Source organism: Leptothermofonsia sp. ETS-13, from assembly GCF_049200465.1.
GTDB lineage: Bacteria > Cyanobacteriota > Cyanobacteriia > Leptolyngbyales > Leptolyngbyaceae > Leptothermofonsia.
In genome coordinates this window covers 3,319,461-3,341,346 of sequence record NZ_CP120836.1, presented here as the reverse complement: position 1 = coordinate 3,341,346, position 21,886 = coordinate 3,319,461, and the positions used below count along the sequence as shown (strand labels likewise).

The 21,886-nt window shown below is 52.3% G+C and carries 14 protein-coding genes and 1 pseudogene; 8 read left to right on the top strand and 7 right to left on the bottom strand.

Translation table 11 applies throughout. The features are described 5' to 3' along the window. Window positions 1-161: 161 nt before the first annotated feature. Together P4D80_RS15090 and P4D80_RS15085 are read right to left on the bottom strand one after the other, a co-directional pair. Window positions 162-971, bottom strand: a complete 810-nt coding sequence (locus P4D80_RS15090) for a sterol desaturase family protein (RefSeq protein WP_421654829.1) — start codon at window positions 969-971, stop codon at window positions 162-164. 3 nt (window positions 972-974) lie between these two features. Beyond that, on the bottom strand, window positions 975-3,821 hold the full coding sequence (locus P4D80_RS15085; protein ID WP_421654828.1) for a DUF4912 domain-containing protein: 2,847 nt from the start codon (window positions 3,819-3,821) through the stop codon (window positions 975-977). A 136-nt stretch (window positions 3,822-3,957) separates the two neighbouring features. On the opposite strand from P4D80_RS15085, the gene P4D80_RS15080 reads away from it, so the two are divergent. Then, a complete protein-coding gene (locus tag P4D80_RS15080; protein WP_421654827.1) occupies window positions 3,958-10,329 on the top strand; it encodes a PAS domain S-box protein in 6,372 nt (2,123 codons plus the stop codon). 258 nt (window positions 10,330-10,587) lie between these two features. Here P4D80_RS15080 and P4D80_RS15075 read toward each other — a convergent pair whose 3' ends face one another. Beyond that, window positions 10,588-10,743 (bottom strand): hypothetical protein, encoded by a 156-nt coding sequence (locus P4D80_RS15075; protein WP_421654826.1) that lies wholly within the window; start codon window positions 10,741-10,743, stop codon window positions 10,588-10,590. A gap of 181 nt (window positions 10,744-10,924) precedes the next feature. Next, entirely contained in the window at window positions 10,925-11,320 is a 396-nt protein-coding gene (locus P4D80_RS15070) for a peptidoglycan-binding domain-containing protein (protein WP_421654825.1), read from the bottom strand. Between the two features lie 325 nt (window positions 11,321-11,645). Between P4D80_RS15070 and P4D80_RS15065 the strand changes: the two genes are divergently transcribed. The 5 genes and pseudogenes from P4D80_RS15065 (at window position 11,646) to P4D80_RS15045 (ending at window position 17,679) form a co-directional block, all read left to right on the top strand. Next, window positions 11,646-12,827: a response regulator gene (locus tag P4D80_RS15065; protein WP_421654824.1), complete on the top strand. Its 1,182-nt coding sequence runs from the start codon at window positions 11,646-11,648 to the stop codon at window positions 12,825-12,827. Beyond that, window positions 12,815-13,252, top strand: a complete 438-nt coding sequence (locus P4D80_RS15060) for a sensor histidine kinase (RefSeq protein ID WP_421659539.1) — start codon at window positions 12,815-12,817, stop codon at window positions 13,250-13,252. Before P4D80_RS15065 ends, P4D80_RS15060 begins: the two co-directional genes overlap by 13 nt. 388 nt (window positions 13,253-13,640) lie before the next feature. Continuing rightward, window positions 13,641-14,048 (top strand): response regulator, encoded by a 408-nt coding sequence (locus P4D80_RS15055; protein ID WP_421654823.1) that lies wholly within the window; start codon window positions 13,641-13,643, stop codon window positions 14,046-14,048. Window positions 14,049-14,259: 211 nt separating this feature from the next. Beyond that, window positions 14,260-14,487: pseudogene (locus P4D80_RS15050) on the top strand (IS5/IS1182 family transposase); the annotation flags it as partial. Window positions 14,488-14,748: 261 nt separating this feature from the next. Then, the gene (locus P4D80_RS15045; RefSeq protein ID WP_421654822.1) at window positions 14,749-17,679 is read left to right on the top strand and encodes a GH116 family glycosyl hydrolase; all 2,931 of its coding nucleotides are present in this window, start codon (window positions 14,749-14,751) and stop codon (window positions 17,677-17,679) included. Window positions 17,680-17,798: 119 nt separating this feature from the next. On the opposite strand, the gene P4D80_RS15040 is transcribed toward P4D80_RS15045, so the two are convergent. Both P4D80_RS15040 and purS read right to left on the bottom strand, forming a co-directional pair. Then, on the bottom strand, window positions 17,799-19,127 hold the full coding sequence (locus P4D80_RS15040) for a homoserine dehydrogenase (protein ID WP_421654821.1): 1,329 nt from the start codon (window positions 19,125-19,127) through the stop codon (window positions 17,799-17,801). A 27-nt stretch (window positions 19,128-19,154) separates the two neighbouring features. Continuing rightward, window positions 19,155-19,436: a phosphoribosylformylglycinamidine synthase subunit PurS gene (gene purS, locus P4D80_RS15035; protein WP_421654820.1), complete on the bottom strand. Its 282-nt coding sequence runs from the start codon at window positions 19,434-19,436 to the stop codon at window positions 19,155-19,157. A 235-nt stretch (window positions 19,437-19,671) separates the two neighbouring features. Here purS and P4D80_RS15030 point away from each other — a divergent pair, with 235 nt between their 5' ends. Next, complete coding sequence (locus P4D80_RS15030) at window positions 19,672-20,085, top strand: Fur family transcriptional regulator (protein WP_421654819.1); 414 nt, start codon at window positions 19,672-19,674, stop codon at window positions 20,083-20,085. Beyond that, entirely contained in the window at window positions 20,086-21,399 is a 1,314-nt protein-coding gene (locus tag P4D80_RS15025; RefSeq protein WP_421654818.1) for an ATP-binding protein, read from the top strand. It begins immediately after the preceding gene. 91 nt (window positions 21,400-21,490) lie between these two features. Here P4D80_RS15025 and P4D80_RS15020 read toward each other — a convergent pair whose 3' ends face one another. Next, complete coding sequence (locus P4D80_RS15020) at window positions 21,491-21,820, bottom strand: hypothetical protein (protein ID WP_421654817.1); 330 nt, start codon at window positions 21,818-21,820, stop codon at window positions 21,491-21,493. Between the last annotated feature and the right edge of the window lie 66 nt (window positions 21,821-21,886).

Genomic DNA, 21,886 nt, shown 5'->3' with positions numbered 1-21,886 from the left:
TGGCTGGGGGCGAAGCCCCCACTCCCTCTCTAATTCCAATGTCCTAATGCACCCGCGTAGAGCTATATCTGAGAAGAGAGGGATTAGGGAGGCAAGGGGAGAGGGGTGGATAAGGGGATGAGAGGATGAGTCACCCATTGACCCATCCCCCCAACGAACAACTAATGACTAATAAAACTGTTCCACCATTCGGTAAAGGGAGAAAAGCTGGCTTTCCAGAGGTTAGTTATTTTCTCACCGGAATGAAGTCCAGTTTCGGGGAACTCGCCGGGTTTGGGTGGGCAGTAACTTCCAAAAAGAATGTCCCAGATGGGGAAGTAGGCTGCAAAGTTTTTGTCGGCATGTTCTGGATGAATGGAGTGGTGGATGCGATGGAGTTGGGGACCGACGACGACCGGGGTGAGAATTCCCAATTGCAGCTTCCAGTTGGCATGAATGAAAAAAGCCCAAGCGTTAAAGACCGTTGCAACGATCCCCACGGCGACGGGCTGGATATCAAAGATGAGCCCCATGGGAATGGCAATCAGGAAGACACGGGCAGGTTCTTCCAACCAGTGATGGCGGCTTGAGGTTGTGACGTTAAGGGAAACATCGCTGTGATGTAGTTTGTGAATTGACCACAGGGCTGGAGTTGTGTGCTGGAAGCGATGAAACCAGTAGTAAAAGAAATCAAAAATTAGAAAATAAACGATGCCATTGGCAATTTGACTGGGAAGGTCGGTACCAAAGGTGAATGACATCCTGGGGATTGGGACAACGGCTTTTGCAACACCAACTAATTGATTGAGGGGAAAAATGAGCAAAATCGTGAGAAACCAGAACAGAAAAAACCAGAGCAGGTTGAAAACCAAATCCCGCACTGGCTGTTTCCGTTGCGCCGGAAAAATTTTTTCAATCACAAAAAATCCTGCATAAATTGGCAGGATAAATTGGGTGATTGCCAAAAACTGCCCGGTAATCGCGTTTAGCAAGCTCTAATATTCCTCCTCCTGAGCTTCCTCTTTTGTATTGGTCTGGCGGAAAGGGGTTTCCCGCACAAATTTCATGTGAATTGAGCGGTTTTGTTCGCCATCGGCAGCCACGGCCATGATCGGGAAGTCGAGCAGGCCATCCTGGAAAGACATCTGGAAGCGGAAGGTGCCATCGGGGTTGAGCTGAATTGGACGACCGGCAATCGTCACGGTGGCATCGGGCTCAGTCGCCCCGTAAATAATCAATTCGGCATCCGCTACTAACCAAAACTTGCGGGCGCGAATGGGCGGCATGGAGGCTGAGAAGCCAACCCCAGACATGGTTAATCCAGACAGGGTGGGCACTCCAGGTACCACTCCCACGCCAGAGGAGAAGACATAGGAACTGATGGCAGCTCCAGAGGCCATTTGCATGGAACCAAAGACTGAACCTGGAACGTGCTGCATGGAGCCGAAAAGGGAACCCGCAACGCGCATCGCCTCGGCAGATTCTGCCATACCAAAAATCTGATCGTAGATGGGGTTGCCGGTAGCTACCCGACGACCGGGAGGAATCAGCGTAGCAAAGGTTTTGCCGCGCAGGTCCTCATTCCAATCGATGGTGGCAAAGTGGTCTTCATACCAGTCGGAGGGAAAGACCGGCGGAATGCGGCAGGGGCTGGAACGCGCCAGCATGAGCCAGCGACCATCGGCTGTGAGGTAGCCAATTTCGGCAATGTAGTCGCGATCGCTCACCGGAATGGGCACATACCAGTCCCGTGCCATTTCATCACAGTCATACTGCTGCAAACTGTGGGGAGCTTGGTAACTCAGGTCAATATCGGTGACATCGTAAATTCGCAGGGCCAGCTTTTGCCCACCCTGACGCCGCACTTCCTCCTTGTGTTCATTGGGGGTGTCCCAGTAGGCATAGGCCCATTGCGGATCGCGAGGCATCAAAACAATCCGGCTCTCACCATAGCCATCGGGCAGGTCCGCAAGACCTTTATCCACAGAAGCCAGTTCTTCACTGCTGAGGTCCGTTTGTCCCACATCAAACTTCGCCGCTTCCACATTGGACTGATCATCACTGTCGCGTGCTGCCATTGCAATCGCTCCCGCTCCGGCGGCCAGAGTTGCCCCTGCCAGTGCCGGATCGATTTTGGGCGCATCGACCACTACCTCCTCGTCGGAATAGGTGGGGGGAGCGACCCGGACTGAGTTCGATCGCGCCATCGACAGCCAGCGACCATCCGCGGTCAGATAACCAACTTCCGCCACGTAGTCCCGGTTGTATTCTGGAATGGGCAGGTTCCGGTCCCAGGACCAATCGGCCACGTCGAACTCTTCAGTACTGTGGGGAGTGCGAGTTTCTGGATCTAAACCCGTGACATCGTAGAGGCGTAACATCAGGTTCTCGCCACCCTGGGCCTGGATTTCGGCTTTATGGTCATCGGTTAATTCCCAATGGGCATAGGCTTGATGATGGCCGCGGGGAGTCAACGTGATTTGGCTACGAGCGGCGGATTTGTCGCCTACCAGTCCGGCGGTTGCCGCCGCTCCGGCGCCCGCGGCAACCGCTCCAGCCGCCAACCCCATGTCGATTCCACCAGGCCTGGTTGGTACTGTTGCATCTGGTACAGCACCGACGGTAGCTTCCGGTGGGGTCACTCCTGGTACAGGGGAGACGGGCGGAGTTTCTGCGGGGGATGGCACAACGGGAGGCACTACTTCTGGAGGCGCGGGAGGAACTGCTGGTGGAGTGGCGGCTTCCAATGGCGGAGGAAGGGTACCATCGGCCATGCGTCTCCCTTTACTGCGTAAACCAAGCCAGCCCAAAAGTAACAGGGGCAGGAGCAACAGCCAGAGCCAGGGAGAAACGGAACCATCGGTAAAGTGACTGATGCTGCCCCAGTTGGTTCGCAGAAGGGCGGGGTCTGCGGGCTCGGTGGGTGCCGTAGCGGGTTCAGTGGGCGGTTCGGGGCTTACAGGAGCAGAAGTGGCATCAGGAGAAGGCGTGGCTTGGGCGATCGCCCCCTCTTCCCTCGCTTCCTCAATCGCCAGATCGTTTTCAGGGGCACCTGCAACCAGCAAAAATTGACGCACCGCTGGCGAAGATGCATCTTTATAAACGTAAACGAGGGGTTGAGAGAAGGGATAGCGGGGGTCATCGGGTAGGGTTTTGTGCATCGGTAGCACTCGCACACCCGGCTGGTCAACGACCTGATCAGCAATGGCGTAGCTGATACCATCGCTGCCTAATTCTTTGAGAATGGCTTCCGTGCTATCTTCTTCAACCTTGACAGCATCAGGTGTGACTTCAAAGGAAGCCGACTTGAACACAGGATAATTCTGAAATGCCTGGCGAGTGTCGCTTTCTTCGGGTCGGTCAATGAAGCGAATGGGACCGGGCGTGCCCCCCACCTGCGACCAATCGGTAATTTCGCCCCGGAAAATTTGGGCAAATTGTCGGTCTTCCAGACTGCCGCTAAATGGATTGTCCGGACCCACCACTATGGCAATTTTGTGGCGGGTGACAACGACTTGCTTCAGCCCCTGTGCTTTTTCGGCATCGGTCAGCGCCCGTCCGATCGCAGCCAGATCCGCCTTCCCATTCAGCAGAGCCTGGATCGCGGCAGGAGTTCCACTATAAGTAAATTCAACCGCTGTTCCAGGGTACTTGGCTTCGTACTTCTCTTTCAGCACCTGGTTGATGGTTTTCATGCTGGTTGAACCATCGACCCTCACCATCTGATTTTGAGGAGTGACCGGGGGCACACTCAAAGACGGCGTAGGAGACTGAGCTAACGCTGGGTTAGTTGAGAAAAACGATTGAACAAAGGGTTCAAAAGCCGCAGTAAGAGCAAGCAATAAAGCGAAAGGAAGGACGAAATCGTCTTTTTTTGACACTATCATATTAAAAGCACCGCAGCCAGTCCTATTTGACGTTAATTTTTGCAAAAGACTCCCGAATTGTATAGCCCTCTGTCCACGAAAGGAAGCCCACATGGACACTGCCCCCGTTGATCCGGCTCATCCCTTGCAACCCACTCTGAGCAAGATGGAGATAACGCTGGAAGCGATCGCGGACGCCATTGTCTGGACCGATGCTCAGCAATGCATTGAGTGGTACAATTCCGCCTTCGATCGCCTGGTTAACCATCCCTCCCCCTCCCTGATTGGTTCCAGACTGGCCGATTTATTGCCGTTGGCTCAGGCAGGGCAAGGGCTTACTGCCACCGCCTATCCCGATGCCAGGGCACGCCGGGGAGAATACCAGACAACCGAGTATGAGTATAGGCAGGGCGAACAGTCCCACCTGCTGGAAATTTCAGCCACCTGTGTCAATGCTGACAATGGTCAATCGGTAGTACTGGTGCTGCGGGACATCACCCAGGCCAGGCGGGTGGCGGCGGAGCATCAGCGGGTTGAACAGGAGCAGAAACAAACCCTTTCCCTCCTGAAGGCCACCCTAGAATCCACTGCAGACGGCATTCTGGTGGTGACCCACGATCGCAACACCCCCATCTATAACCAGAAGTTTCTGCAAATGTGGGGACTGCCAGAAACCTTAATGCAGCCCGGTCACGCCGATGAACGGTTGCAAGTATTAGCCGACCAGACGAAAGATCCAGAGGGCTTTACCGCCAGAGTTTGGGAGCTATTTCGCGATCGCCCTGAAGAAACAACCCTGGAATTACTGGAGTTCAAAGATGGACGGATCTTTGAGCGCTACTCCCAACCCCTACGCCAAGGAGATCGAATCATTGGGCGCGTCTGGAGCTTTCGGGATATTGGCGAACGCCAGCGCAATGAACAGGCCCTGCAACAGCAAGCCATTGCTATCAAGACCTCAATAGACGGCATCGCCATCCTGGATGCGAACGAAACTTACCTTTATTTGAACGAGTCTCACGCCCGCATTTACGGGTACGACAATCCCCAGGAATTAATCGGCAAAAACTGGCGGGCCCTCTACGACGAAGTAGAATTGCTCCGATTCGAGCAAGAAATCTTCCCAGAGTTTCACCGCACCGGTCACTGGCAGGGAGAAGCAATGGGTGTGCGGCGCGATGGAAGCCGATTTCCCCAGGAAGTTTCCCTCTCAGCAACCCAAAACGGTGGTTTTGTCTGCGTTGTGCGCGATATCAGCAGCCGTAAACAGGCAGAGGCCGCTCTCGGAGAAGCCGAAGAACGCTACCGTAGCATCTTTGAAAATGCTGTTGTTGGGATTTACCAGACGACTCCCGATGGACACTACCTTAACGTCAACCCAACCCTGGCTCACATGCACGGTTACGACTCTCCCGCTGAAATGATGCAGGCATTGACGGATATTGCCCAGCAACTTTACGTCAACCGCGATCGCCGCGAAGAATTCAAACAGTTACTGGCAGAAAATGAAACCGTCACCGACTTTGAAGCCCAGGTTTACTGCAAAGATGGCAGCATCATCTGGGTGTCTGAAAACGCCCGCACGGTGCGCGATCGCAATGGCACCATTCTCTATTACGAAGGTAGCAGCATCGACATCACCGAACGTAAACAAGCAGAACAGGCATTGCGAGACAGTGAAGAACGACTGCGGCTCGCTCTGGAAGCGGGACGCATGGGCATCTGGGACTGGAACATCCTCACCGGCGAGGTGAAATGGTCCGACAATCTGGAAGAGGTGCACGGCATGGAACGGGGCAGCTTTGGCGGCACCTTTGCTGAATTTCTTCAGATCATCCACCCCCAGGACCGGGAATGGGTCAGCCAGGAAATTGCCCGCTCCGTTGAAACAGGAGAAAAATACGACATCGAATTTCGCATTCTTTGGGCCGATGGCAGCATTCACTGGATCGCGGGTAAAGGGCAAACCTTCCGTGACAACACCGGCAACCCCATCCGCATGATTGGCACTGGGATGGATGTGACTGATCGCAAACAGGCCGAAGCAGCCCTGCGCCAGTCCGAATCCCGCTTTCGCATGCTTTATGAGGCAACGGGTCTGGCTGTGATGCTGCTGGACGAACATGGATTTTTTGATTGCAACCAGGCCGCTGTTAATCTGCTTGGCTATTCCCGACAGGACATTATCGGCAAGTTTCCCAGCGAAATTTCTCCTCCCTTTCAGATGGGTGGGCAGGACTCTGACAGCCTCGCCAGACAACTGATTGATATTACCCTTGAGCAGGGCAGCAACCGCTTTGAATGGACTCATCGCCGCCCCGATGGCAGTGAGATTCCGGTGGAAGTTTGCCTGACAAAAGTGGAAGGGGGCAGCGCCCTTGAACCATCCCTGCGCGATCGCGTCTTCATCCAGGCCATCCTGCAAGACCTGACCGAGCGCAAGCAAGTAGAAGCCGCCCTGGCAGAACAGGCCAGCCTGGAAGCCTTCCGGGCCGATGTAGACAATGCCCTCGCCCAGAGCGATACCATGCCCATCATGCTGCAACGTTGCGCAGCAGCGGTGGTCGTTCATCTCAATGCGGCCTTTGCCCGCATCTGGACGGTGAACCCCGAAGAGAATGTACTGGAACTGAAAGCCAGTGCTGGCATGTACACCCGGCTAGATGGGTCTTACAGCCGCATACCCATGGGAAGCCTCAAAATTGGGGCAATCGCCCAAAATCACCAGCCCTTCATTACCAACACAGTGCAGGTGAGCCCTAGTCCATTCAATCAGGAATGGGCAAAGCAAGAGGGGTTAGTGGCCTTTGCAGGCTATCCTCTGATGCTAGGGAATCAGTTCCTGGGCGTAATTGCCATGTTTTCGCGCAAACCTATTACCGATTCCATTGCTGAAGCGCTGGGATTTGCCGCCAGTGAAATTGCCCTCGGCATCGGACGCAAGCGAGCCGAAGCGGCATTACGGGAGAGCGAAATCAAGTTCCGCACAATTGTAGAAAATGCCAATGATGTGATTTTCGCCCTTACACCGGAAGGGGAAATTTCCTACATTTCTCCCAATGTGTTCTACACCCACGGATATGCCCCATCAGAATTGGAAGGCAAACCGTTTGCGAATTATGTTCATCCCGATGATTTACCGAAAAATATAGAAGCGCTCAACCAGGCAGTCACAACGGGTGAAAAACAATCAGGGATTGAGTACCGTTCCCGACACAGAGATGGACACTGGCTCTGGCAAATTGCCAATGTTTCCGTTTCTCAGGATCAGGATGGTCGTCCGTTAATTGTTGGAGTGGCACGGGACATTACCGAACGCAAGCAAGCCGAAGAACGGCTGCAAGAAAGCTTTAATCTGCTCAATGGGGTAATTAACGGCACCAATGACTTCATTTTTGTGAAGAACTTCCAGGGGCAATACATTCTGGTAAACCGTGAATTTACTGAAGCGTTTGGGCGATCAGCAGAGGAAATTATTGGCAGGGATGACTTTGCCATCTTTCCGCCGGAAACCGCACAGCAAATTCAAGACATTGATGCGGATGTCTATGCAGGCGGAACCTTCAGAACCTTTGAAGAAAAAATTCCCATCCACGGGAACCTGCGCACATTCCTAACCACCAAAACTCCTTACCGGGACGTGCAGGGTAAGATTATTGGATTGATTGGCATTGCCCGCGACATCAGCGATCGCAAACAGGCCGAAGAAGCCCTCCGACGCAGCGAATTGAAATATCGCAACATCTTTGAAAACTCCCATGTGGGGATCGGACGCACCCGCCTGTCAGATGGCCTGTTTCTGGAAGTCAATCAGCGCTATGCCGAAATTATGGGCTTTAGCGCCCCCTCCGATCTGGTGGGCAGACGGTTTACCCGTGAGTTCTACGCCAACCCAGAAGACCGCGATCGCCTTCTGAAAGCCCTGGAAGCCGAAGGCGAAGTACGCAACTTTGAAGAAAAACTGCTCCGTCCTGATGGCACCATTGCCTGGGGGCTGCTGTCGCTACAGCTGAACCGGGAAGAAAATTGCATTGACTTTGTGATTGCCGATATCAGCGATCGCAAACGCCTGGAAGAAGAATTGCGTCAGTCTCAACAGTTTCTCGACAGCATCATCAACAACATCCCCCTCGCCCTGTTCACAAAAGATATTCGCAACGATTTCCGTTACGTACTGATCAACCAGAACTCAGACCGGATTCTGGGATTTCCACGGGAAGGGGCGATCGGCAAAAACGATTATGACCTGCTGCCCAAAGAACTGGCAGACATCTACCGGGAACAGGATGAAACGGCGATCGCCCTGGGGACGGTCTACGAAATTCCCGAACATTTAATTCAAAGCAGCGATCAAACCATCCTGGCTCGCTCCCTCAAACTGCCCCTGTTTGACAGCAACGGCAACCCCACCTACCTGCTCTGCATTTCCGAAGACATCACCGAACGCAAACGGCAGGAAGAAGCCCTCCGGCTAATTGTGGAAGGAACCGCCTCCAAAACAGGCGAAGAATTCTTCCGTAGCTGCGTCCGTTACCTGGCAGAGGTCCTGCAAGTTCACTGTGCCTTTGTCACCGAGTGGGCCAACGAAAAACGCACCAAAGCCCGGATTCTGGCGATCTGGATGGGTGGCGAGTTCAGGAATAACTTTGAAATTGACCTCTATGGCACTCCCTGTGAACACGTCGTTGCAGATAAGCAGGTTTACTTCTATCCCAAAGATGTTCCCGCCCACTTCCCCAACGACCCCTACATTCACGTCTTAAAAGCAGAAAGCTACCTGGGCATTCCACTGCTTGGCTCATCAGGCAATCTGCTGGGCTATCTGGCCGTCACCGATATCAAGCCGATGCAACCCGACCCTGGACGGGAACTGATTCTGAAGATCTTTGCTGCCCGCGCCGGGGCTGAGCTGGAGCGGCAACATGCAGAAACCGCCCTCATGGTTGCAAAAGAAGCGGCTGAAACTGCCAACCGTGCCAAGAGTACTTTCCTGGCAAACATGAGCCATGAACTGCGAACTCCGCTGAACTCCATCCTCGGTTTTACACAACTAATGGTGCGCGATTCTACCCTGGCACCTCAGCAGCGTAATTTCTTAGAAACGATTAACCGTAGCGGCGAACATCTTCTCACCTTGATCAACGATGTGTTGGAGATGTCCAAAATTGAGGCGGGTAAAACCGTACTCAAACCTGAACCCTTCGATCTCCATTTGCTGTTGCAAACCGTGTATGAAATGTTCCATGTACGGGCAGAAAATAAGCGGCTATCGCTTCAGTTTAACCTGGCCCCAGACCTGCCCCAGCATATCGTCACCGACGAAGGCAAACTCCGGCAGGTGTTGATTAATTTATTAAGTAACGCCATTAAGTTCACCCAGACTGGAGGAGTGATCCTACGCGTGGAGCGGGGCAGTGGAAATGACGAAGATGGGAAAAACCAGAAATTACAGGATCAGAGTTCCTCGTCTTCTCACCCCTCCCTACTCCCTTACTCCCTCATCCTCCAATTTGAAGTAGAAGATACTGGCATTGGCATCGCCCCCGATGAGTTAACCGATCTCTTCCAGCCATTTTTCCAAACCACAAGCAGCAGCCAGCATCGTGAGGGAACCGGGTTAGGATTGGCAATCAGTCGCCAGTTTGTGCAGCTCATGGGAGGAAGCATTGGCGTCACCAGTACCCTGGGACAGGGTTCAATCTTCAGCTTCGATATCCCTGTTACCCTTGCCGATCCAGCAGAAATTCTGCCATCCAGTCATCATGGGCGTGTGATTGGCCTGGCTCCCAACCAACCCACTTACCGCATTCTGGTGGTGGACGATCGCCCCGAAAATCGCGACCTGATTGCCCAACTTCTCCTGACTGTCGGCTTTGCGGTGCAAACTGCAAACCACGGACGGGAGGCGATCGCTCAATGGCAAACCTGGCATCCCCACCTGATCTGGATGGATATGCGAATGCCCGTCATGGATGGCTATGAAGCAACCCGACACATTCGCGACATCGAATCCCGCGCCCTCGTGTGTGTGCAAAACACCACTAAAATCATTGCCCTGACCGCCAGTGCCTTTGACGAACAGCAATCAACTATCCTGACTGCTGGTTGCGATGATTTAGTCATCAAACCCTTCCGGGAAGAAGTGATTTTTGAAAAGATGGCAACCCATCTGGGCGTGCAGTACATCTATGCCGAAGAACCAGCCCCCCACGAACCCCCAGACACTCCAAAACCTGGCGATACAGACATCTCCCCACTTCCCACTCCCCACCCCCCACTTTCCATCACCCTCACCTCCATGCCCCCTGAATGGCTCGCCCAGCTCCATCAAGCCGCCCTTGCCGTCGATGCCGATCAGATTTTACAACTGGTTGAGCAAATTCCTGAAGGCGATCGCGCCCTGGCAGAAGCCCTCAAAGACCTCGTGCAACGGTTCAGCTTTGATGAGATCCTTGAGCTAACGCAGCAGGAGTCGGGTGGGTAGGCTGTCAGTTATTAGTTGTTGGTTGTTAGTTATAGCGATAGCCATCAGGCTAAGGACGGGGTGTAGGGGTAAAACCCCTGGCTGGGGGCGCAGCCCCCACTCCCTCTCTAATTCCAGTGTCCTAATGCACCCGCGTAGAGCTATATAAGTGAGGAGAGAGGTGTGAGGTGTAAGAGGACGAAACTCAGAACTCATCCACCCTCCTATCCAATCACTCCGTCACTCCATCACTTTCCGACTCATCCCCCCATCCCCCCTTCAGGGTATTTGCCTCGTAGTCACCATAAGTGACGAACCATGGGTGCTGGTTGTCGGATTATCTGCTGAAACGGTGTTGGGGGTGGTGTTTGCGATCGCCAGTAGTGCCAGAGTCGCTCCCACAGCGGTTCCCAATCTGTAGATTGTATTCATCATGGCGACAGCTCCTTACAGATATAGCAATAGCCATCAGGCTTAGGACAGGTGCAGGGGTGGAACCCCTGGCTGGGGGCGAAGCCCCCACACCCCTTTAAATCCAATGTCCTAAGCAACCTGGCGACAGCTGTAGACGATGATCAGGAAGAAAAAGGCTATTTTCAACCAAAGGTTCGTTTGCTTACAATTTCTGGTGCCAGCGACGATCAAATTCATCCAGTGTTTGGGTAGGAATTTGATCTTGTAGCCATTGCAGAGCTTCAGTCTGGTGAGGAAAATCCAGAGGCTTATAAAACAGGCACACATCCTCTAGTCGAATCGGCGGTTTGCCTTTGCACAACTCTCTCCAGACAACCGAGCCAATCGTTCCATCAGGAATCAGCCCATGCTGTTGCTGAAACAGGATTACAGCTGCTTTTGTCATAGGGCCCCAAAAAAAAACATCTATCGGCAAATTGGCTCCTTTTGCATTTAAGAGCTTTTGCTGTTCAACCACTGCCGGACCAAAATCTCCTTCATAGAGTGCTGGATTCGCAATGGCTGAAACAATCTCGGCAGGGAACTCATTAGGAACCACTCATTGGATTAAACCCCTTTGGTGAAGCAAATAGCCTATGGTTCCTAAGTTAGAGAGCGATAGGGAAGAACTGGGGAAGAAAAGCGATTATATAGTGTTCACAAATAGTTTTTGAAAAGGGGGGGAGGGCTTCGCTCCCACGCAGGGGTGGAACCCCTGCACCCCGTCCTAACCACAATAACTACCGCTACAAGGAAAAATAGGCAGCCAAAATCAGCAACCTATCAGCAACCTAAAAAATTTGCTGCAACTGTAAAACGCCACTCCAGACAAGCGTTAGGATGACACCAAACCCATCCTGAATACCCAATGCCCTCTTGTTGCAATGGCCCCGTCTGCATCCAACTTTCCCAGAGCCGATATCTTGGTCATCGACGACACACCTGATAATCTCAATCTGCTGTCTGCTATGCTGACTGACCAGGGCTACAAAGTCCGGAGTGTGACCAAAGGCTCTACGGGTTTGCGGGGTGCCCAGGTCGCCCCACCCGATCTCATCTTGCTGGACATCAATATGCCTGAAATGAATGGCTATGAGGTGTGTCAGCAGTTAAAAGCCAGCGATCGCACCCGCGAAATTCCCGTTATTTTTATCAGCGCTCTGGAAGATGTACTGGATAAAGTAAAAGCCTTTTCTGTCGGCGGCGTAGACTACATCACCAAACCCTTCCATATCGAAGAAGTTCTGGCCAGAATAGAAACTCATCTGACCATTCGTAATCTCCAAAAACAACTTCAGGAACAAAATTCTCAGCTTCAGCAAGAAATCCGCGAACGCCAGCAGGCCCAGGAAAAATTCACCAAAGCCTTTCGCTCCAGCCCCGCCCCGATCGCCATCTCCACTCTGGCTGAAGGGCGTTTTATTGATGTCAACCCAAGCTTTCTTAGAATGAGCGGCTATTCCTGGCAAGAAGTCATTGGGCACACCTCAGCCGAACTGAAACTGGGAATCGACCAGGAAACTTATAACCAAGCCATACAAGAACTGCGAGAAACTGGAACCCTCTTCAACCAGGAATGTGAATTTCGCACCAAGTCTGGTGAAACCAGAGCAGTACTGATTTGCATTGAATTAATTGAATTGAACGGTGTTGAATGCACCCTCAACATCATCACTGATATTACTGAACGCAAACGTCTGGAGAACGAATTCATTTCCCTAGTCAGCCATGAACTGCGCACTCCTTTAACCTCTATGATGGGAGCATTAGACATTCTTAGCGCAGGCAAGTTAGGCACCCTCACCGAGCAGGGGCACAACATTCTCAGCATTGCCACAACAAACGCCGAACGACTCATTCGCCTAATCAACGACATCCTTGACCTAGAGCGGATAAAATCCGGCAAAATTACGATGCAGAAGACGAAATGCAATGTGGTTACCCTGTTTACCCAGACAACGGAAGTGATGCAGGCCATGGCTGACCAGGCAAACATTACGCTGGTCACTAACCCCCCCTTAATCTCGATCTCTGGGCAGATCCCGATCGCCTTCTGCAAACCCTGACCAATCTGCTCAGTAACGCCATCAAGTTTTCAGAACCGGGAGGAACGGTGTGGCTTAGCGCGGAGGAAGTCTCAGGTAAAGAGAGAGGGGGGCAGGAGTTAGCAGTCAGGAGTCAGGAGGGTTTAGGGACCAGGGTCTGGGAGCCATCCCCCCATCCCCCCACCACTCCATCCCCCCATCATTCTGCTCTCCTAATCACTGTTAAAGATCAAGGTCGCGGCATTCCTGCGGACAAGTTGCAAACTATCTTTGAGCGCTTTCAGCAAGTCGATGCATCTGACTCTCGCAAAAAAGGAGGAACTGGCTTAGGACTTGCCATCTGCCGCAATATCATAGAGCAGCATGATGGCAAAATCTGGGTAGAAAGCACACCTGGCGAAGGCAGCACATTCTATGTGTTACTACCCCTCATGCTTCCTGAGTAGAGGAAAGCTCCCCGAATTCTTGAATTGAAGTGTTGACTGTGCTCACTCAATCTGATTTATAGTCATCGCCACCAGGCTTAGGACGGGGTGCAAGGGGAACCCTGAAACCCACACACCCTCAAATCCAATGTTCCAAGCAATCTGGCGACAGCTATAGAAATTGGAGAACTACAAAAAAAGTAGTGAATAAAATAATAAATTGTAGTGAATAAATTTTCAAGAAAGCGTTAATCTTCCAGCATTGCTGAAAAGCAGTATGAATCGAAACGAAGTTTCGAGCATACAGCATCTATATTCATACCCAAATTCAGCAACGCCATCTTCCCGACTTTTTCCCGATTGAGTGTTAAGGTCACCACAAAGTCTGGGCAGTAACAGAAGGATGACAATGAGCAAAACGGTCTTGATCGTGGATGATGAAGAAGATGTACGGGCGATCGCTAAACTGGGATTAGAAATGGGAGCCAGTTGGAACGTTTTAACCGCGAGTTCTGGTCAGGAAGCGTTAGCTGTAGCCGCTACTTACCAGCCCGATGTCATCTTGCTAGACATGATGATGCCAGAAATGGATGGGCGAGCAACCTTTCAGCAATTACAGGCAAACCCCACTACCAAACCAATTCCAGTCATCCTGGTTACGGCCAAAGCTCAGCAATTCGATCAGAACAGCTTTGTAGATATGGGAGTCGCCGCCGTCTTTGCCAAACCCTTCCGTCCCCTAAAACTGGCTGAGCAGATCAAAGAAGCCCTGGGTTGGGGGGAAGGGGGGATGAGTAGTGAGTGGATGAGTGGATGAATTTTGAGTTCTGTCTCCTCACACCTCTCTCCTCACATTTCTCTAACAACTAACAACTCACTACTCAAGGGTTGCTGATTCTGGGTATGAATTCGGGCTTGCTGAGGAAGCCTAGAAGGCTTATGAGAATTGGCGTCCAACAGGATCAATCCTTGATAAAATGCCGGCAAAAGCACTGTAAACCGCTGAAAACCTTGCATCCCCCTCTCCGATGTCGCGTCGTTCTCCCCCCGGACACCTTGCATTTGAGAACTTCTACCTGCCGTTTGGTGGCAAACTGTCTGGGGAAAACCGCTGGGTCAAGCCAGCGGCGCAGATGCCGTGGGAGCCATTTGAAACGGAGTATGCAAGGCAACTGAGTGAGAGCATGGGTGCCCCCGCCAAATCATTTCGGATGGTCTTGGAAGCGTTGATCATCAAAGAACGCCTCGGTATAGCTCTACGCAGGTGCGTTAGGACATTCAAATTAGAAAGGGAGTGGGGGCTTCGCCCTCAGCCAGGGGTGGAACTCCTGCACCCTGTCCTAACCATAATGACTACTGCTATACCACTACTTTTTCTAAAGTAAAGTGCTCGTAAATTCCTGAGAGAGCAGGAGAATGATGGTTTTAGCGATCGCTCGATTCTCTTTCATCCAGCTCGTTACCAAGCTCCAGCCTGGTAATGTAGCGATCGCGTCGCTACCCTCTAAAATCAGGGAATGCAGAATCAGAAACAACTCCCCCAAATCCCTGCCTGTGCCTGGAAACGTGCGATCGGTCTGGGCTGGGAAAAGCCTTATACCGTCCGCTATGCCAGCAATCTGGATGATGGTCCCTTTCATGGCATGCCATTGGGTGGCTTTGGTGCAGGGTGCATCGGGCGATCACACCGGGGCGACTTTAACCTCTGGCACATCGACGGTGGCGAGCATGTGTTCAAATCCATCCCTGCCTGCCAGTTCAGCGTATTTGAGCAAATTGGGGAAGCGTCGCAGTCCTATGCGCTGTGCACAGAAGCACCTGAAGATGGCAGTTTGAGCAGTTGGAGGTGGTATCCGGTAACAGAAACCAGGAGTCAGGAGCCAGGAGCTGCTCACAACACACGACACACTGGCACCTATCACGCCCTCTATCCTCGAAGCTGGTTTGTCTACGAAAACGTGTTTCAAGCTGCATTGGCCTGTGAGCAGTTTTCGCCCATCATCGCCCACAACTATCGGGAAACCAGTTATCCCGTCGCCATCTTTGAGTGGACAACGCACAATCCAACCAGCGAACCCATCACTCTCAGCATCATGCTGACCTGGCAGAATATGGTCGGCTGGTTCACGAATGGGTTGAAGTCATCGGAGGTTAGGATCCGCGATGATGGCAGTCCTGTGTATGAATACCAACCACGTTTGGGAGAAAGCGTTGGAAATTTTAATTCCTTAACCAGAGACGAACATCAGCTTGGAATTGTGATGGGTCGTCAGGAGACAGGGGAGCAGGGAAAGGAAAGAAGAAAGAAGGCGGAAAGAGGAAAGGAAACCAGAAGGCAGGAGACAGGGATTGGGGACTGGGAACTGGGGGACAGGGGTCAGGTCTTGGGACAACTCAGAACTCAACATTTATCTACCCATCCACCCATCTACTCATCTATCTCTTCTTTAAGAACTAACAACCAATCATTAACAACTGATCCACCCCCTGCCGAAGGTGACGGTCAATGGTCAATCGCAACTCTGCTGAATCCCGATCTTTATGAAGTCTTCTATCATACTCGCTGGAATCCGGTGGGTGATGGAGCTGATCTGTGGCGATCGTTTGCGGCAGATGGTTCACTGCCCGATATAGATGATGAAACTCCTGCTGTTGAGGGAGAGCAGATTGGAGGGGCGATCGCTGTTCGCTTCACCCTTCAACCGGGACAGACGCGCAAAATTCCCTTTGTCCTGAGTTGGGACTTTCCCGTGACTGAATTTGCCCAGGGTGTAGAATACTTGCGCCGCTATACCGATTTCTTTGGTCGAAATGGACAGAATGGGTGGGCGATCGGGCGCACTGCCTTGAAGCACTATCCCACCTGGCGCGAACAGATCCAGACCTGGCAGCAGCCCATTCTGGACCGGAAAGACCTGCCGGATTGGTTCAAGATGGCACTGCTGAACGAACTCTACAACCTCACCGATGGCGGAACGCTCTGGAGTGCGGCGGATGAGCGTGATCCGGTGGGGCAGTTTGCAGTGCTGGAGTGTATTGACTACCGCTGGTACGAAAGTCTGGATGTACGACTGTATGGCTCCTTTGCGCTGCTACACCTGTTTCCTGAGTTAGAAAAAGCGGTGATGCGGGCGTTTGCAAGGGCAATTCCGGCTAGGGACGATCGCACCCGCGTCATTGGCTACTACACCACCATTGGCGCAGAAAGTCCAAAAGCAATCCGTAAAGTTGCCGGAGCCACCCCCCACGACCTGGGCGCACCCAATGAACACGTTTGGGAAAAGACCAACTACACCAGCTATCAGGATTGCAACCTGTGGAAAGATCTGCCCTGTGATTTTGTGTTGCAAGTCTACCGGGATTATTTGCTCACCGGCGCAACTGATGGGGAATTTCTGGTCGAGTGCTGGGATGCGATTGTGCAAACCCTCACCTATCTGAAAACGTTTGACCAGGATGGGGATGGCATCCCCGAAAATTCGGGTGCTCCTGACCAGACGTTTGACGATTGGAAATTGCAGGGCATTAGTGCCTATTGTGGTGGACTGTGGCTGGCGGCATTAGAGGCGGCGATCGCGATCGGGCACCTTTTAGAAAGAGAAACTTCCAGTTCTGAATCCAACCCAACTCAAAATTCAAAACTCAAAACTCAAATCTCCCAATTTCAGTCCTGGCTCGAACAATCTCGCCCCATCTATCAAGAAACCCTCTGGAATGGGCAATACTATCGCATCGACAGCAACAGCGGTTCCAACATTGTGATGGCAGACCAACTCTGCGGACAGTTTTATGCCCGTTTGCTCAAACTACCAGACATTATTCCAGAGGAATGCGCTCAAATGGCTCTAAGGACGGTTTATGACACCTGCTTCCTCAAATTCAATCAATATTTAATGTCCGGTGCCCTCAAAGCTCAGACTTTCACCTCTGTTCAGGAAGCCAGAGTTGCAGAGGAGCAGGAAGAAGAAAGAGGAAAGCAGGAAAAAAAAAGAGGAAAAGAGGAAGAAGTCAAGAGACAGGAAATAGGGATTGGGGGCTGGGGGCTAGGAGTCAGGGATCAGGCATTGGGGCAACTTACAACTCATCCACCCATCCACCCATCCACCTCTTCTTTAAGAACTAAAAGCCAAACACTCACAACTGCCCTTGGCGCAGCCAATGGTGTTCGCCCAGATGGTTCTCCCGAAAATCCCAATGCTACCCATCCCCTTGAGGTTTGGACAGGCATTAACTTTGGCGTTGCTGCCTTTTTAATGCAAATGGGTATGGGGGAGGAGGCATTTACCCTGACAAAATCGGTGGTACAGCAAATTTATGAGAATGGATTGCAGTTTCGGACTCCAGAAGCAATCACTGCCAGCGGTACGTTTCGAGCCTGTCACTATTTAAGAGCTACAGCAATTTGGGCGATCTATCAGGTGCTAATCTTGCAAGAGCGATCGCCCTAGTGGACGATGGCACCAGTGCAGTAACCATTGGGTTGGGAAGTGAGGAGTAGGAGGGAGCCAGAATGGTATCCGTGGAGTCATTTGGTGGAGTTGTGAGTTGGAGATCAGGTTGTCTTCTGTCAAAGAACTCTCAAAGTGCTTGCTACACTGCTGACTGCTTCCATCGCATGAATTTCGTCCAGTGCTTTGCGAAAATTGCCTTCACGCACATCATGGGTGACCACTACAATTTCTGCCCGATCGCCGCGTACATCCGTTTGGACCACTGACTCTAAGCTAACGTTGTGGTTGCCGAAGCTGGTTCCGAGCTTGCCAATCACACCGGGAGTGTCGTTCGTGATAAAGCGAGCATAAAAGCGGGTAATTAGTTCATCCATGGGGGCGATCGCACAATAGTGCTGGTGGGAACAGGCCAGGAGTGGATCGAGTAGTGGAGTGCCATCGGATCGGGTAACTCCGCCTCGTTCGACTTTCAGTAGGGCCGCAATGTTCAAAATATCCGCCACCACTGCGCTGGCGGTGGGACCAGAGCCCGCCCCCCGCCCAAAAAACATGACCTGCCCAACGGGTTCCCCCTCAATCAAAATCGCGTTATAGACATCATTCACACTGGCGAGGGGGTGGGCTTTGGGCACCAGAGTCGGGTGGACGCGAATTTGCAACTGCTCTGGTTCCTCCGGCGAAGCCTGAGGGGTGCGCCTTGCCACTGCCAGCAGCTTAATGACAAACCCCAATTTTTCTGCGTAGGCGATATCCGCCGCGCTGACCTGACGGATGCCTTCGCAATGAACTTCTGAGAGTTTGATGCGTCCACCAAAGGCCAGCGATGCCAGAATGGCAATTTTGTCAGCCGCATCGAATCCATCCAAATCGGCAGTAGGGTCTGCTTCGGCATAGCCCAGACGTTGGGCATCTGCCAGCACATCAGCAAAATCTGCCCCTTCTAGCTGCATCCGGGTGAGGATGTAGTTAGTGGTGCCGTTGATAATGCCAGTGACAGTGTGAATCCGATTGGAGCAAAGGGACTGCTTCAACGGCTCAATGACCGGAATGCCTCCTCCCACTGCGGCTTCCAGCAAGACATAAACCCCCGCTTCAGAAGCCGCATCAAAAATTTCCTCGCCAAAGCGGGCGATCGCTGCTTTGTTGGCGGTCACCACATGCTTGCCGTGGGCAATGGCCTTGAGGATGAGCGATCGCGCCGGTTCCAATCCGCCAATCACTTCCACCACAATATCCACATTGGGGTCAGTGACAATCGATTCCAGGTCAGTGGTGAATAAACTGGTGGGCAGGGCAACGCTACGGGGTTTGTCGAGCGATCTCACCCCCACCCGATAAATTTCCAACTCCCGTAACAGCGGATGGCGTTGCGCCGGGTCCAGCAAAATTTCAACCGTCCCTGTGCCAACCGTCCCCAGCCCCAACAGCCCAATCTTGAACGCCACCTTCAACCCCCAAATAACACCAACAGCCTAAACCCCTGCCCTTACCGACGCAGGCAATTCTTGAAGTTCAAACCGATAATTTTCAATCACTGGGTTTGCCAGTAGTTGATCACAGGCACGGTCAAGCTGTTCACGGGCAGCCTCCTCACTGTCTGCAACCAATGTCATCTCGATGTACTTGCCAATTCTGACCTGTTCGACGTTTTCATAGCCCATATGTTTTAGCCCAGATTGCACCGCCGTTCCAGCAGGATCTAGAACAGACGGTCGAAGAGTAACATAGATTTGAGCCTGATACTTGCAAGCCACAACGTTGTTCCCATAATTAACAAACCCAGCAAACCCAGCTTAACAGGTGTTAGGTGTCGGGAGTTGTTAGTTGCTGGTTGTTTAGAGAGGAGGTAGATGGGTGGATGGGTGGATGGGTGGATGAGTTATGAGTTTTCCCAATGTCTTATCCCTGGCCCCCAGCCCCCAATCCCTGTCTCCTGTTTTCTCTCTTTTTCTTCCTTCCTCCGCTCACTTCTTTGACCCAAGAGCCGTTATGAAAACCCACCGTACCCGCAGTCAAGAGAAAATCCTGAATATCCTGAAAACCCTCAAACGGGCAATTTCGGCGCAGGATCTCTACATAGAGTTGCGAAATCGTGACCAGGCAATGGGGCTGGCTACTGTTTACCGGGCTTTGGAGGCATTGAAACTGGAGGGAGTGGTGCAGGTGCGGACAATCTCAGGCGGTGGTGAGGCACTCTATAGTCTTATCCAGGAAGATAAACACCACCTGACCTGCCTGCGATGCGGGGGAACGACCCCCATTGATGGCTGTCCGGTGCATGAACTGGAAGCCCAGTTGAACAAGTCTTACCAGTTCAAAATTTACTACCATATGCTGGAATTCTTTGGGCTGTGTACTCAGTGTCAAATGGCGAATGCTGCTAGCAGTGACCCTACAAACTAAATGGATGCTCAGATTGTTCATTCGGTTCAAATACTACTGCGCCAGGCTGCTTCTTTGCTGATTTATCAGTCGGTGCTGCATGGGGAAGCCGGGCAGGCGTTTTTGGAGCTGTTGCAGGCAATCCGTTATGCAGAGCGCAACGTGGCGGCTGAAAGTCTGGATTGCCTCCAGGCTTACGGTCGCTGGTTTATTTCATTGGCAGCGGCTCAACAAAGCTGGCAAGACTATTTGCTGAAGCGAATTTTACGAGATGACAATCCGTTTACACGTTTGGTGCAAGGGAGGGAGATTGCCGATCTATCCCCAGCGCTGATTGCAGCAGTCCGGCATGACCTCCAGATTTTGCAAAGTTTCTATAAGTGTAGTGGAGAACAGCTAAGCCAGTGGGTCAAGGCGGCGTCCCACCTGGCGATCGCCCCTCCCGTCTGGAGTGTAATGGATTCTCCAGAGCTGAACGAGCTGAAGCTGGGGTTGGGGTCGGCAAACTGGGCAGACGGGTTGGAACGATTGAGCGCTGTTTACCGCCAGAATGGGGTAGGACTGCTGGCGGAGTACCGCGCGTTTCGGTGGCAGGCGGGTGCATTGGTGGGGATTGCCCACCCCGATCCGGTGAGGGTAGCGGATTTGGTGGGGTATGAGGCACAACGGGCTGCCCTGTTAAAAAATACTGAATTTCTGCTACGCGGCTACCCAGCACTGAACGTATTGCTCTATGGCAGTCGCGGGTCTGGCAAGTCTTCCCTGGTCAAAGGACTGCTGCATGAGTATGGGGACAGTGCTTTGCGACTGGTTGAGGTTGCCAAGTCTGACTTAAAGGATTTGCCTGCGATCGCCGAACACCTGCGAGACCGGCCCCAGAAGTTTATCCTCTTCGTGGATGACCTGTCCTTTGAAGAAGAGGAAGATACCTTTAAGGCATTGAAGGTGGTTTTGGAGGGCAGTTTAACCGCCCGTCCGCAAAATGTGGTGGTGTATGCGACTTCCAACCGCCGCCATTTGATTCGGGAATTTTTCGGCGATCGCCCCCGTCCCAGAGACAACGAAGAAGTCCATGCCTGGGACACGGTTCAAGAAAAGCTTTCGTTTAGCGATCGCTTCGGCTTAACCCTGACCTTTGAACCTGCCGACCAGAAAACCTATTTGAATATGGTTCACCATCTGGCCTCGCAGGCAGGCATTACCCTTGAGCCAGACGAGTTGGAACATCGAGCACTCCAGTGGGCAACCCGCCATAATGGACGCTCCGGACGCACCGCCCGCCAATTTGTAGATTTTTTGATAGGGGAACTAGCCATCATAAAGGGAGAAGAGTGAGGTGAAAATTCAAAACTTAGAACTCAAAACTTACCTACTCATCCACCCCTCCACTCCCGCTTTCTAACCAGTAAGCGAAGGACAGGCACCTCTAACCACCTAACTCTTCACTGGCCCGACTATGAACGGTTTCTTGAAGGTGTTCAGCGTGTTGCCGCCCCTCTGCCGCCAATTTTCTGGCTTCTTCCTGAATGTGATCGGCAGTGTCTTGGAGAGCTTCAGTTGCGCGACTGAGGACGTTTTCATGCAAATTTTCTGCCTGCTGCCGTCCCTCTGCTGCCAGTTCGCGGGCTTCCTTCTGAATGGTTTCGGCTGACGCTTGCAGTGTTTCAGATGCCCGGCTCAAAACGTTTTCCTCAAGATTTTCTGCACTCTGGCGAGCTTCCGTTGCCAGCTCTCTGGCTTGCTCATTTGTGTTCATAATCAATTTCCTATCGTCGTTTTCAATCGTTCCACCCTCACTCTTGCACGATTCAATCGCTGGGTT

Bases quoted from the DNA above. Each gene is read 5' to 3' on its own strand.
- P4D80_RS15075 (WP_421654826.1), bottom strand. From the start codon at position 10,743: ATGATGAATACAATCTACAGATTGGGAACCGCTGTGGGAGCGACTCTG.
- P4D80_RS15020 (WP_421654817.1), bottom strand. From the start codon at position 21,820: ATGAACACAAATGAGCAAGCCAGAGAGCTGGCAACGGAAGCTCGCCAG.
- P4D80_RS15045 (WP_421654822.1), top strand. From the start codon at position 14,749: ATGCAGAATCAGAAACAACTCCCCCAAATCCCTGCCTGTGCCTGGAAA.
- P4D80_RS15030 (WP_421654819.1), top strand. From the start codon at position 19,672: ATGAAAACCCACCGTACCCGCAGTCAAGAGAAAATCCTGAATATCCTG.
- P4D80_RS15080 (WP_421654827.1), top strand. From the start codon at position 3,958: ATGGACACTGCCCCCGTTGATCCGGCTCATCCCTTGCAACCCACTCTG.
- P4D80_RS15025 (WP_421654818.1), top strand. From the start codon at position 20,086: ATGGATGCTCAGATTGTTCATTCGGTTCAAATACTACTGCGCCAGGCT.
- P4D80_RS15065 (WP_421654824.1), top strand. From the start codon at position 11,646: ATGGCCCCGTCTGCATCCAACTTTCCCAGAGCCGATATCTTGGTCATC.
- P4D80_RS15055 (WP_421654823.1), top strand. From the start codon at position 13,641: ATGAGCAAAACGGTCTTGATCGTGGATGATGAAGAAGATGTACGGGCG.